General features: G+C 71.5%; 11 protein-coding genes. 5 read left to right on the top strand and 6 right to left on the bottom strand.

The annotated features are described in order from the left end of the window. Nucleotides 1-145: 145 nt before the first annotated feature. Nucleotides 146-1,372: a Zn-dependent hydrolase gene (locus tag ACTIF1_RS04480; RefSeq protein ID WP_439595177.1), complete on the bottom strand. Its 1,227-nt coding sequence runs from the start codon at nt 1,370-1,372 to the stop codon at nt 146-148. A 14-nt stretch (nt 1,373-1,386) separates the two neighbouring features. Further along, on the bottom strand, nt 1,387-1,965 hold the full coding sequence (locus tag ACTIF1_RS04475; RefSeq protein WP_439595176.1) for a GNAT family N-acetyltransferase: 579 nt from the start codon (nt 1,963-1,965) through the stop codon (nt 1,387-1,389). Between the two features lie 153 nt (nt 1,966-2,118). Between ACTIF1_RS04475 and ACTIF1_RS04470 the strand changes: the two genes are divergently transcribed. After that, nucleotides 2,119-3,090, top strand: a complete 972-nt coding sequence (locus ACTIF1_RS04470) for a Bug family tripartite tricarboxylate transporter substrate binding protein (protein ID WP_439595175.1) — start codon at nt 2,119-2,121, stop codon at nt 3,088-3,090. 18 nt (nt 3,091-3,108) lie between these two features. Here ACTIF1_RS04470 and ACTIF1_RS04465 read toward each other — a convergent pair whose 3' ends face one another. The 4 genes from ACTIF1_RS04465 to ACTIF1_RS04450 all read right to left on the bottom strand — a co-directional run bounded on the left by ACTIF1_RS04465 (nt 3,109) and on the right by ACTIF1_RS04450 (nt 8,196). Next, nucleotides 3,109-4,821 (bottom strand): hypothetical protein, encoded by a 1,713-nt coding sequence (locus ACTIF1_RS04465; protein ID WP_439595174.1) that lies wholly within the window; start codon nt 4,819-4,821, stop codon nt 3,109-3,111. An 88-nt stretch (nt 4,822-4,909) separates the two neighbouring features. Beyond that, the gene (locus ACTIF1_RS04460; protein WP_439595173.1) at nt 4,910-6,097 is read right to left on the bottom strand and encodes an FAD-dependent oxidoreductase; all 1,188 of its coding nucleotides are present in this window, start codon (nt 6,095-6,097) and stop codon (nt 4,910-4,912) included. 4 nt (nt 6,098-6,101) lie between these two features. Then, nucleotides 6,102-6,845, bottom strand: a complete 744-nt coding sequence (locus ACTIF1_RS04455) for a maleate cis-trans isomerase family protein (protein WP_439595172.1) — start codon at nt 6,843-6,845, stop codon at nt 6,102-6,104. A 61-nt stretch (nt 6,846-6,906) separates the two neighbouring features. Continuing rightward, entirely contained in the window at nt 6,907-8,196 is a 1,290-nt protein-coding gene (locus ACTIF1_RS04450) for an HlyC/CorC family transporter (RefSeq protein WP_439595171.1), read from the bottom strand. Between the two features lie 228 nt (nt 8,197-8,424). Between ACTIF1_RS04450 and ACTIF1_RS04445 the strand changes: the two genes are divergently transcribed. The 4 genes from ACTIF1_RS04445 (at nt 8,425) to ACTIF1_RS04430 (ending at nt 11,731) form a co-directional block, all read left to right on the top strand. Next, complete coding sequence (locus ACTIF1_RS04445) at nt 8,425-9,606, top strand: urate hydroxylase PuuD (RefSeq protein WP_439595170.1); 1,182 nt, start codon at nt 8,425-8,427, stop codon at nt 9,604-9,606. Beyond that, nucleotides 9,603-9,941 (top strand): hydroxyisourate hydrolase, encoded by a 339-nt coding sequence (gene uraH / locus ACTIF1_RS04440; protein WP_439595169.1) that lies wholly within the window; start codon nt 9,603-9,605, stop codon nt 9,939-9,941. Before ACTIF1_RS04445 ends, uraH begins: the two co-directional genes overlap by 4 nt. Nucleotides 9,942-10,007: 66 nt before the next feature. Then, the gene (locus ACTIF1_RS04435) at nt 10,008-10,970 is read left to right on the top strand and encodes a 3-hydroxyacyl-CoA dehydrogenase family protein (RefSeq protein WP_439595168.1); all 963 of its coding nucleotides are present in this window, start codon (nt 10,008-10,010) and stop codon (nt 10,968-10,970) included. After that, the gene (locus tag ACTIF1_RS04430; RefSeq protein ID WP_439595167.1) at nt 10,967-11,731 is read left to right on the top strand and encodes an SDR family NAD(P)-dependent oxidoreductase; all 765 of its coding nucleotides are present in this window, start codon (nt 10,967-10,969) and stop codon (nt 11,729-11,731) included. Before ACTIF1_RS04435 ends, ACTIF1_RS04430 begins: the two co-directional genes overlap by 4 nt. The last annotated feature ends 45 nt before the right edge of the window (nt 11,732-11,776 follow it).

The following is an 11,776-nucleotide window of genomic DNA, read 5'->3' as shown; positions in this document are numbered from 1 at the left end:
CCTGGGGGCGGCGCAGTGGGTGCCCGGGACCCGGGCCGCCCCGCCGCGCGGGCGCCGGGCGGGGCCGGGCGAGCCTCCTCCATAGCACGGGCAGCCCCGCGGCGCCGCGCCGCGGCCGCTGAACTTTCTGCCATCCGCGCCGGCCTCAGCGCCCCGCGAGGTTCACCAGCACCCGCGCCAGCACCGCCGCACCGCGCGCCACCTGGGCGGGGGAGGAGTATTCCGCCGGATGATGGCTGATGCCGCCGCGGGAGGGAATGAAGATCATCCCCGTCGGGCAGAGCGGCACCAGGAATTGCGCGTCATGGAAGGCGCCGGAGGGCATGCGCTTCGGCTTGAGCCCGAGATCCCGCGTCGCCGCCTCGATCGCCTCCTGCACCATCGGGTCGAAGCGCGCGGGCAGGGCATGGAAGGTCTCGGTCACCGTCGCGCGGCAGGTCGTCATGGCCGCCTGGACGGTCGCCGCCACCGCATCGCCGCGCGCCGTCAGCACCGCCGCATCCGGGTGGCGCAGGTCGATGCTGAAGCGCGCCAGGTCGGCGACCGTATTGGAGGAATTGGGAAAAACCTCCACCCGGCCCACGGTGAAGCGCAGCACGTCCTCCGGGTCCGCCGTCAGCGCATTCAGCGCGGCGATGGCGCGGACCATGTCCTGCACCGCGTCCTGGCGCAGCGAGAGCGGCGCGGTGCCGGCATGGTCGGTCTTGCCGGCGATCTCCACCAGGAACCAGCGGCTGCCCTGGATGCCGGTGACCACGCCGATATCCAGCCCCTCCGCCTCCAGCAGTGGCCCCTGCTCGATATGCGGCTCGACATAGGCGAAGGGGGGGAAGCCGAGCGGGCGGCGCGGGATGTCCGCCTCCGCCGCCAGCAGCCGGGCCAGTTCGTCCCCGAAGCGCAGCCCCTCCTGGTCCTTCACATCGTCCCAGGCATTGGGTGGGCGAAACCCGGAAAAGGCCATGCTGCCCATGCAGCCGGGGGCGAAGCGGCCGCCTTCCTCATTGGTCCAGGCGACGATCTCGATGGCGCGCCTCGTGGCGATGCCGGCCTCGCGGATCGCCTGCACCGCCTCCAGCGCCGCCAGCACGCCCCAGATGCCGTCGAAGCGGCCGCCCTTGGGCTGGCTGTCCATGTGGCTGCCGGTCAGCACCGCGGGCAGGGACGGGTCCGTCCCCTCATGCCGCAGGAACAGATTGCCCAGCGCATCGACGGAAGGCGCGAGGCCAAGTGGCGCCGCCCAGGACAGCAGCAGGCGCCTCGATTGCTGGTCGAGGTCGGTGAGTGCCGCGCGGTTCACGCCATCGCCCGGAATGGCGCCGAGTTGCGCCATCTGCATCAGGCGGTCCCAATGCCGCTGCTCGTCGATCCGCATCGCCCGCTCCTGCCTCACGAGGGCGGAGTATCAGCCGGCAGCGCGATGCGGAAGCGGAGCGCGTCGCCGCCGCCCTGCTCGGGCGGCTTGCGGAAACGCTCCACCAGCACACCGCCGCAGGCCAAAATGACGCGCTGGGAGGCGATATTGGCCGGGTCCGTGGTCAGCTCCACCCAGTCCAGGCCGCGGGCTGCGGCCAGCGGCAGCAGCCGGGCCAGGGCCTGGCGGGCCATGCCCTGGCCCTGCCGGGCGGGGACGATATTGTAGCCGACATGGCCCAGCACATGGGGTGGCAGCTCGGAGGTGCCCGGCTGCCAGCGCAGCCCGATATTCCCGCAAAAACCGTCCTGCCAGATCCAGAAGGTCATGCCGGGCAGCCGCGGCTTCAGCGAGCCATCCGGCATCCGCACCGGCGCGCCCCTCGCCTCCGGGTCGTGCAGGCTGGCCAGGAAGGCGTCCGGATCGGCCTCGATGGCCGCCAGATGTTCGGCCGCCAGCGCCGCGGCCCGCACCGTGGAGGGGGTCCAGCCGCCCTCCAGCGCCGCGACATACTCCATAAGCTCCCGCCGCGAGGGGATGCGCAGTTCCAGCATGGTGCCGCCTCCGATCGCGGCAGCCTGGCGGGGCGATTGACCAAGGCGCCAGCAGCGAAGGCGCATGGCTGGTCTGTCGACGGCGAAAAGGGGGCTGACGCGGCGGCGCGATGCCCTGACACTGCGGCCGACAAAATCCGGGATGCCGCTGCCATGCGACGCCGCCACCTGCTTGCCAGCCTGCCGCTGCTCGCCGCCCCCGCCACCCTGCGCGCCCAGGCCCCCTGGCCGGAGCGGCCGGTGCGCATCCTGGTGCCCTTCGCGCCGGGCGGGAATACGGATGGCCTGGCGCGGCTGACGGCGGAGATGCTGCAGGCCGAGATCCCCGGCGGCAGCTTCGTGGTGGAGAACCGCACCGGCGCCGGCGGGCTGATCGCGGCGGAGGCGATGGTCCGCGCCCCGGCCGATGGCCATACGCTGATGATGGTGGCGGTCGCCGTGCTGGCGGTGGCGCCGGCGGCGATGGCGCAGGCACCACGCTTCGACCCGGTGGCGGATGTGACGCCCATCGTGAACCTCGGCACGAATCCCTTCGTGCTGATGGCGCATCGCAGCGTCGGCGCGGCGGACCTGCCCGCGCTGATCGACTGGATGCGGGCGCGGTCGGGCAGCTTCCCCTATGCCTCCGGCGGCGTCGGCAGTTTCCAGCACCTTTCGATGGCGCTGCTGCTGCAACGCCTCGGCATCCAGGCGGAACACGTGCCCTATCGCGGCGGGGCGCCGGCGCTGGCCGATCTCATCGCCGGCAATGCGCCGGTGATGTTCGCCAATCTGTCGGAGGCGGTGCCGCATGCGCAGAGCACGGCGGTGAAGCTCTATGGCATCTCCAGCCTGACCCGCGCCGCGGCGCTGCCCGATGTGCCGGCGATTGCCGAGGTGGTGCCGGAATTCGAGACCATCACCTGGAACGGGCTCATGGGGCCGAAGGGCATGCCGCCGGCGCTGGTGGCGCGCCTGCACGGCATCGTCGCCGCCGCCCTGCAGCGCCCGGCGGTGCAGGCGCGGATGGCGCAGATCGGCGCCGATCCGCTGGGCGAGGGGCCGGAGCCTTTCGCCCAGCGGCTGCGCGCCGATGTGGCGCGCTGGGGCGATGTGGTGCGCAGCGCCGGGATCCGCCTGCAGTAGCGCGGCCGCGCAGCGCGCTTATCGCGCGACCGCACCCAGCCCCAGCCGCCGCGCGATCTCCGCCGGCCCGGCGCCGGACAGGCCCGACATCTCCTCCAGGCTGATCGGCTGCGGCGGGCGCAGGGTGAATTCCAGTTCCCGCGGCTGCCGGATGAAGCTGGCCACCGCCTGGCGGACCGGCAGGAAGGGATCGGCCTGCGGCGCCGGGGCGGCGGCGTTCGGCGGCGCGCCCTTGCGGGCCGGGGCCGGCGGTGCGCCGGGGCGACCGGCGGGCGCCTCGCCTGGCACCGGCATGGCCAGCGCCATCTGCGCCAGCTGTTCCCGCAGCCGGTCCTCCGGCATGCGCTGGTTGCGCGCCTGCTGGGCGATCAGCCGGCCGACCAGGCCATGGTCGCGCAGCGTCAGGGTCAGGGCATGCAGCCGCGCCTGCATGAACTGCGTCATATAGGCCTCCGGCTCCGCCGGCTCGCCGGGCCGGGGCAGGGGCACGCTGCTGAGATCGGCGCGCAGGCCGAGCGTCGTGGCCTGGTCCCAGGTCAGGGTGAAGGGGTCCACCTCCATCACCCCGCCCTCGCGCCGCGCGGTGGCGCGCAAGGCGGACCCGCCGGTGATCTCGCGATAGCCTAGGCCCTCCAGCCAGCCGGCGCTGCCGCTGGGCGGCACGATGCGCAGGCCCTGCAATTCCATGCTGGTCGCAGCCAGGCCCGCCGCATCCATCGTCGCCTCCAGCGCGGTGCGGCCGAGGGTGAAGACCGGCTGGCCGCCGGCCTGCGCCTCCAGCCCCTCCAGCACGATGCGCTGCGGCGTGCCGGGCACCGGGTCCGGCACCTGGATATCGTCCAGCGCCGCGGCCACGCTGGTGGCCATGTCGATGCCCTGCAGGGCGATGCGGCCGATCCGCACATCGCCCTGGCCCAGGGCCCCGAAGGGGGCGCCGATCTGCACGCCTTCCAGCGCGGCATCGGTCAGCCGCCCCGGCACCCAATCCCGCAGCGCGAAGCGGCCGATGGCGAGATCCACCTGCTTGCCCGGGTCGCGCAGGGTCGCGCCTTCCAGCGTCAGCACCTGGACCGAGAACTGCCGGAAATCCGGCATGCTGCCATCCAGCGGCGGCAGCACCATGGATTGCACGGCGGCGCGGCCGATGCGCAGCGCATTGGGCGCCTTGCCGCCGCCCTGGAAATCCAGCCCATCCACCGTGGCGGCGCCCAGCACGCCAGGGCCATAGCCCTGCGCGGTGGCGCGGCCGAGGGTGAGGGTGCCCTCGCTGCTGGTGCCGCGCAGCGCCTCCAGCTCCAGCGTGCCGAGCTCGAAGGTGGCGGGATCGAGCCGCGCCCCCTCCGCCGGCAGGGTCATGCCGCCGAGCACCAGCCGCGCCGCCTCGAAGCGGTCCTCGGAGGTGCCGATATTCGTCACCAGCAGCACCGTCCGCGCCTCCGCCCGGCCGAGGCGGCTGGCCGTCACATCCTGCAGCAGCAGTTCGGTGACCGAGATGCGTTCGCGCGGCGCGGTGATGGTGAGGTCGCCCAGGCGGGCACGGCCGGTGACCGGATCCACCTGCCGGCTGCCGATCGCAAGCCGCGCCTCCGGCCCGAAGGCGGCGCGCAGGCGTTCCAGCGCCGCATCCAGCTGGCGCTCCGCCTCCGCCTGGGCCAGCGCGCCGGCACCGGCGAGCGCCAGGGCCCCGGTGAAGACGCCGGTCAGGACAATGAGGGCAGGGCGACGACGCATGGCTGGCTCCCGAGTTGTTGGAGCCCAGCCTATGCAGGAAGCGGCCGCCGGGTCCAATGCCGCGTGATGCTCAGGATTGCGTGTTGTTTCAGGGGATGGCCGCCGCCGCCCGGACCCCCTCGATCATGCTGGTCTTCAGCAGATGCGCCCGCGCCTTGGCCGGGTCGGCCGCGATGGCGCGCAATTCCGCCAGCCGTGCGCTGCGGGCGACGGGGTCCTTCTCCTCCAGCGTCTTCTTGTTGGCGATGGTCATGGCCTGGAGGAAGGCCTCCGCCACATGGCGGCGCTGGCGGTCGTAGCGGTCCAGCAGGTCCTCCGACCCGCCGGCCAGCACGGCGGCGATCCGTTCCGCGGCCAGGATCGCGTCGTGCACCCCGAAATTCATGCCCATGCCGCCGAGCGGATTGTTCACATGGGCGGCATCGCCGGCCAGCAGCACGCGCCCCTGCCGGAAGCGGGCGGCGACGCGCTGGTGCACGGCGTAGAGATTGGTGTGCACCACCTCATAGCCCGCCGCGTCCGGAATCAGCCCCTGAAGGCGTTCGGCCGCCGCCTTGCGATCCAGAAGTTCCGCCTCCGGCGCTGCCGGGTCGGTCGGGAAGACGATGCGCCAGAGGCCGGGCGGCGCCTTGCCCGGCACCTTGAACAGCGCGCACCAGGTCACGGGGTCCGAGACATAGCTGGAGATGGCATAGCCCTTCGCCGCCATGTCGCGCGGCGTGGTCACCACCAGGAAGCGCTCGGGATAGGTGAAGCCCTCGAAGCCGATGCCCTGGCTTTTGCGCACCACGCTGCGGCCGCCATCGGCGCCGAGCACATAGTCCGCGCGATGGGTGGTGCCGTCCTCCGTGGTCACGATGACGCCGGTGGCATCCTGCGCCACGGCGGTGACGGTGACGCCCCAACACACCTCGGCATGGCTGTGGCGGGAGAGGTGGTTGAGCAGGATGCGGCACAGCTTGTGCTGTTCGCATTGCAGCCGGAAGGGGAAGGGCGTGATATCCGCCAGCAGGCCGAGATCGAATTCGGCGACCACCCCTTCCTCCCGCCCGCGGAACTGCCACACGGGCGCGCGGATGCCCTGCGCGAGCAGGTCCGCCGTGACGCCAGACTCGAAAAGCATTTCCATGGTCGGCGGGTGGATGGTGGCGGCGCGCGGATCCTCGAAAGGCTCCGTATGCCGTTCCAGCACGCGCACCGGCACGCCGGCCCGCGCCAGCATCAGCGCGGCACTCAGCCCGGCCGGGCCGGCGCCCGCGATGATGACCTGCGCCATGCGATCAATGCTCCGCCAGGATGCGGCCATGGCCCTGGATGCGGTCGGCGATGCCGCTGCGGCGCATCGCATCCCAGGCCAGCACCGCATTGATCGCCAGCACCGGCTTGCCGAGCCAGCGCTCGCCCTCGGCGGCGATATCGACGCCCACCAGGTTGGTGCCCACCTGCACCAGCGCCTCCACATCCGGGCCGTCCAGCTCGTTCAGGCTGGCGCGGATGTCCGAGGGCTGCACCTGGGCGATCTCGCGCGGGGAGGGGCATTTCAGGCCCTTGAGCCGCACCACCTCGAACCCCGCCTCGGCGAACCAGGCCTGCACCATGGCGTCGCCGCGTGGCTGGTGCGGCGTCAGCACGGCGATCCGCTTCGCACCGAAGGCGCGCAGCGCGGCGGCCGTCGCGAAGCTGCCCATGGTGACGCCGACGCCGGCCTTGGCCTCCAGCTCCGCATTCAGCTTTTGCGAGGCTTCGAGCCCGCCCCAGAAGGCTTCCAGCGCCACGCCCATCACCAGGTGTTCCGGCCCGCAGGTCATCACCTGTTCGATCGCCGCCCCCAGCCCGTCGCGCATCGCCTGGACGTGTTCGAGAAAGGCCTGCTCGCTGGTCAGCGGGCGTTCCTTGATGGAGACGCGGGCCAGGTGGAAGGTCACGCCGGGCGGCCGCAGCGCGTCCACTTCCGGCTGCACGATGGTGTTGGTGGAGGGCACCACGAAGCCGATCCGCTTCCGCCAGCCCAATGCATCCGCCATGCCCGAAACTCCCAATTGTCCGGACAGGTTAGGCAGGGTTTTGGCAATTCGGAAGCCGGGGTCAGGCCGGCACTTCGACGGGCAAGGGACGGATCACCAGGCGATCGATCCGCTGGCCGCGGCGTTCCAGGATGCGCAGTGCGTAGCCCTCGATGGCGACCTCCGCCCCCACCTCCGGGATGCCGCGCTGGCGCGCCACCAGCAGGCCGCCGATGGTCGCCGCCTCATCCTCCGGCAGCCCCCAGCCGAGCTCCCGGTTGATGTCGCGCACGCGCAGGTCGCCGCGCACCTCCACCTCCCCATTCTCCGCCAGGTCGCCGAGGATGGCCTCCCCACGCTGCACGATCTGGCCGACCACGACCTCCACGATATCCTCCAGCGTGACGATACCCTTGAGCGATCCGTATTCGTCCAGCACCATCGCCATCTTGATCGGTGCCTTGCGGAAATCCTGCAGCTGCTCGCGCAGGGGCCGCGTCTCGATCACCAGTGACGCCGGATGCGCCACGGCGGCGAGATCCATCCGCGACGCATCGCCGCCGGCCGCCTGCAGCGCGCGCAGCACGTCGCGCGCATGCACCACGCCCAGGATCTCCTCGCCATCCCGGCCGAACAGGGGGAAGCGCGCATGCGGGGAGGCCAGGACCTTCGCCAGCAGCTTCTCCGGCGCCTCGGCCATGTTGAGCGCGACGATGCGGGAGCGATGCGTCATCACGTCGCGCACGGCCATGTCGTCCAGCGCCAGCACGCCGCGCAGCATGCCACGCTCCTGCCGCGCCGCGAGATCCGCCGGGCCCGCATGGCCCATGCCATGCAGGTCGATGGCCCCCAGAAGCTCGTCCTCCGTGATGCCGGGCCGCTCGGCCTCCGGCGCCCGAAAGCCCAGCAGGCGCAGCGTGCCGCGCACCACGATATTCACGAGGTCCGCCACCGGGCCGAGCACCCGCATGGTGCCGGACAGCACGGGCACCACGCGCATCGCCGCCGCATCCGGCGCGCGCAGCGCCAGCGTCTTCGGCAGGACCTCGGAGAAGATGACCAGCAGGGCGGTCATGACGAGGGAGGCATAGGCGACGCCCCCCTCGCCGAACCAGGAGATCAGCAGGGCGGAGGCGAGCGCCGTGGCGGTGGTATTGACCAGGTTGTTGCCCACCAGGATGGCGGCAACCACGCGGTCCTTGCGCTCACTGAGGCGGCCGAGCGTGGCGGCGCGGCGGTCGCCTTCCTTGGCGCGGCGGGTGACGAAGGCGCGGCTGGCGGCGGTGAAGGCGGTCTCGGTGCCGGAAAACATGGCGGAGGCACAGAGCAAGGCCAGGATGATCCCGAGCATTGCCAGACTGGACGCGTCCATCGAGAAGCAGCACCTCATCGCCACGGCGCGCGCCAGGCCGCCGATGGCGGCCGGATCGTCGCCGGAGGCTGCCGCTTACCATGATTCGGTGCCCCGCGGCGGCCGGCGCGGCACACAAGGCCGCAAGCGGGGCATTTCAATCGGCTGGACGGCGGGCGGCGGCGGGGCGATTGTTGCAGCGCAAGATGGCGCTCCGGGCCTCCCCGGCGCCGAAGGATCCTTGGGACGATGGACCTGGCCTACCTCGCCGAATGGGCGAATCTGCTGATCCGCTGGCTGCACCTGATCACCGGCATCGCCTGGATCGGCACCAGCTTCTATTTCATCGGCCTGGACAACCAGCTGGACGCCCCGCGCGACGGCAACCCCCTGGTGAAGGGGGAGCAGTGGTCGATCCATGGCGGCGGCTTCTACCACAAGCAGAAGTACCTGAATGCGCCGGCCAGCCTTCCGGAGAAGCTGCACTGGTTCAAATGGGAGGCCTACTGGACCTGGATCAGCGGGTTCTCGCTGTTCATGCTGATCTATTGGGGCCAGGCCAGCACCTATCTCGTGGACCCGGCGGTGATGGACCTGTCGCCCGGCGTGGCGGTGGCGATCTCGGCCGTGATGCTGGTGGCGGGGTGGGTGGTCTATGACCTCGCCTGCCGGTCGAAATGGGGGGAGAACGAGGCGCTGCTCTCGGCCTTCGGGGTGGGGCTGCTGGTGGTGGCGGCCTTCGTCGCCTGCCATGTGTTTTCGGGCCGCGGTGCCTTCCTGCAGATCGGCGCGATGACCGGCACCATCATGGTGGCCAACGTCGCCATGGTGATCATCCCGGGCCAGCGGAAGATGGTCGCCGCCATGCAGGCGGGGCAGGTGCCGGATGCGAAGTATGGCCGCTGGGGCAAGCAGCGCAGCGTCCACAATACCTACCTGACCCTGCCCGTGCTGTTCCTGATGATCAGCCCGCACTACCCCATGACCTGGGGCGCGCAATGGAACTGGGTGGTGCTGCTGGCCATCACGCTCGCCGGCGCGCTGGTGCGGCAGTTCTTCGTGCAGCGGCAGTTCGGCCGCAACCCGGTGGCCCTGCCCATCGCGGCGGTGGCCGTGATCGGCCTGATGGCCTTCGCCCTGATGCCCGCGCGCCAGCCCCCGGGCGCGGAGGCGCCGGCCTTCGCCGAGGTGCAGTCCATCACCGCCGCCCGCTGCGCCAGCTGCCACGCCGCCCGCCCGACCCAGGAGGGATTCGCGGAGGCGCCGAAGGGCGTGCGGCTGGATGAGCCGGGGCAGATCCGTCGCTGGGCGCAGGCCATGCGCCAGCAGGTGGCGACCGAGGCCATGCCGCCCGGCAACCTGACCGAGATCACGGCCGAGGAACGCGCGAAGCTGATCGCCTGGGTCGCCGCCGGAGCGCCCCGCGAATGAAGGCCTCCGCGCTGACCACGCATATCCTGAACACTGGCAACGGCAAGCCCATGGCCGGCGTGCTGGTGGAGCTGTTTCGCCATCAGGCCGGCGGCCCCGCAAAGGTGACCGAGGCGGTGACGAATGCCGATGGCCGCACGGATGCGCCCCTGCTGACGCCGGACACCTTTGTGGCGGGCACCTATGAGCTGCGCTTCCACGTCGGCGCGCAGTTCGGCGGGGAGGGGTTTCTGGACGTCGTGCCCATCCTCGTCCGGCTCGCGGCAGGGCAGGGGCACTATCACGTGCCGCTGCTCTGCTCGCCCTGGTCCTACGCCACCTATCGCGGCAGCTGAGGCGCCGCTTGCCCGCGGCGCCGGGCCGGGCCAGTTTCGCCGCCTGATCTTCGGGGGTGGAACGCAATGGGCATCAAGGTCGCGGTCATCGGCGCGGGCACCATGGGGCATGCGCTGGCGCTGGTCTTCGCCCTGGGCGGGCATGAGGTGCGGCTGACCGACAGCAGCATGGCCACCCTCGACAAGGCCGGCGGGCTGATGGAGACGGCGCTGGAGACGCTGGTGGTGGCCGGCGAGGCGCCGCGCGAGGCCGATACCGAATGGCTGCACCACGCCGTCACCCGCCTGCCCGTGCTGGCCGAGGCGCTGGAAGACGCCGACCTGGTGCTGGAGGCGATCATCGAGCAGCCGGAGGCCAAGCGCGCCCTGTTTGCCGAGATCGACCGCCTGGCGCCGGCCGCCGCCATCATCGCCAGCAACACCAGCTACCTCAATCCCTTCCCCTTGATTCCCGCGGCGCGCCAGGACCGCGCGCTGATCATGCACTGGTACACGCCGCCCTATCTGGTGGATCTGGTCGATATCGTCGGCGGCCCCTCCTGCGACCCGGCGGTGGTGACCTTCGCCGTGGAATTCTGCCGCGCCATGGGCAAGCGCCCGGTGGTGATGCGCAAGTTCGTGCCCGGCTACATCGCCAACCGCGTGCAATCCGCCATCGCGCTGGAGGTCCAGAAGCTGCTGGATGAGGGCGTGGCCACGGCCTCCGAGATCGACACCGCGATCATCGAGGGCATCGCGCTGCGCCTGCCGATCCTCGGCGTGCTGGCCAAGGCGGATTTCACCGGCCTCGCCTTCACCCAGACCAGCCTCGCCAACCGCATGTACGAGCCGCCGCCGGTGCGCGGGCAATGCGATGCGGTGGATGCGCTGGTGGCGGCGGGCCGCACCGGGGTGATGGCCGGCGCCGGCTTCTACGACTGGCCGGGCGAGACGGCGGATGTGCTGGAGGATCGGGACCGGCGGCTGCTCGCGCTGAAACGCGCGCTGCGGCAGATCGGCACCCTGGCGGGGGAGGGGCGGGAGGCATGATCACCTACGATCTTCGCGGCAAGGCGGCGCTGGTGACGGGCGGCGCGTCGGGCATCGGGCTGGCCACCGCGACGCTGCTGGCGCGCAGCGGCTGCGATGTCGCGATCAATTTTTTGGCCGGCGATGCACGGGGGGCCGAGTCCGTCGCGCGGCTGCAAAGCGAGACCAATGCGCGCATCCTGGCCGCGCCCGGCACTGTGGCCGATGCGGCGGATGCGGCGCGGATGGTGCAGCAGGCCGTCACGGATCTCGGCCGCCTCGACTACCTGGTGAACAATGCCGGCACGCCCGGCACGGCCACGGCCATCGCGCCCCACGAATTCGACCGGCTGACGGAGGAGCTCTGGGATGCGGTGCTGGAGGTGAACCTGCGCGGCGTCTTCCGCTGCGCCAAGGCGGCGGGGCCGGCGCTGCGCGCGGCGCAGGGCGCCATGGTCAACATTGCCTCCATCGCCGGCATCAATTCCGCTGGCTCCTCCATGGCCTATGGCGCGACCAAGGCCGGCGTGATCTCGCTGACGAAGAACCTGGCGCGCGGGCTGGCCCCCGAAGTGCGGGTGAATGCGGTCGCACCTGGCGCCGTCGACAGCACCTGGATGATCGAATGGACCGAGGAACAGCGCCGCTCCTCGATCGAGGGCGCGCTGCTGAAGCGTCGCTGCAAGCCGGAGGACCTGGCGGAGGTCATCGTCTTCCTGCTGGCCGGCGCCGCCATGGTGACGGGTCAGACCGTGGTGGTGGATGGCGGGCTGACCACCTGACGCGGCTGTGAGCGCCGGCCTGTTGCAATACTTAACCGTATTGTT

This window comes from Falsiroseomonas sp. (assembly GCF_051860665.1).
Lineage (GTDB): Bacteria > Pseudomonadota > Alphaproteobacteria > Acetobacterales > Acetobacteraceae > Falsiroseomonas.
Note: the sequence above shows the minus strand (reverse complement) of the source record. Positions and strands in the feature narration are given on the sequence as shown.

Bases quoted from the DNA above. Each gene is read 5' to 3' on its own strand.
- ACTIF1_RS04460 (WP_439595173.1), bottom strand. From the start codon at position 6,097: ATGGCGCAGGTCATCATCGCGGGCGCCGGCCCGGCCGGGCTGAGTGCC.
- ACTIF1_RS04450 (WP_439595171.1), bottom strand. From the start codon at position 8,196: ATGGACGCGTCCAGTCTGGCAATGCTCGGGATCATCCTGGCCTTGCTC.
- uraH (WP_439595169.1), top strand. From the start codon at position 9,603: ATGAAGGCCTCCGCGCTGACCACGCATATCCTGAACACTGGCAACGGC.
- ACTIF1_RS04445 (WP_439595170.1), top strand. From the start codon at position 8,425: ATGGACCTGGCCTACCTCGCCGAATGGGCGAATCTGCTGATCCGCTGG.
- ACTIF1_RS04470 (WP_439595175.1), top strand. From the start codon at position 2,119: ATGCGACGCCGCCACCTGCTTGCCAGCCTGCCGCTGCTCGCCGCCCCC.
- ACTIF1_RS04455 (WP_439595172.1), bottom strand. From the start codon at position 6,845: ATGGCGGATGCATTGGGCTGGCGGAAGCGGATCGGCTTCGTGGTGCCC.
- ACTIF1_RS04475 (WP_439595176.1), bottom strand. From the start codon at position 1,965: ATGCTGGAACTGCGCATCCCCTCGCGGCGGGAGCTTATGGAGTATGTC.
- ACTIF1_RS04435 (WP_439595168.1), top strand. From the start codon at position 10,008: ATGGGCATCAAGGTCGCGGTCATCGGCGCGGGCACCATGGGGCATGCG.
- ACTIF1_RS04480 (WP_439595177.1), bottom strand. From the start codon at position 1,372: ATGCGGATCGACGAGCAGCGGCATTGGGACCGCCTGATGCAGATGGCG.
- ACTIF1_RS04430 (WP_439595167.1), top strand. From the start codon at position 10,967: ATGATCACCTACGATCTTCGCGGCAAGGCGGCGCTGGTGACGGGCGGC.
- ACTIF1_RS04465 (WP_439595174.1), bottom strand. From the start codon at position 4,821: ATGCGTCGTCGCCCTGCCCTCATTGTCCTGACCGGCGTCTTCACCGGG.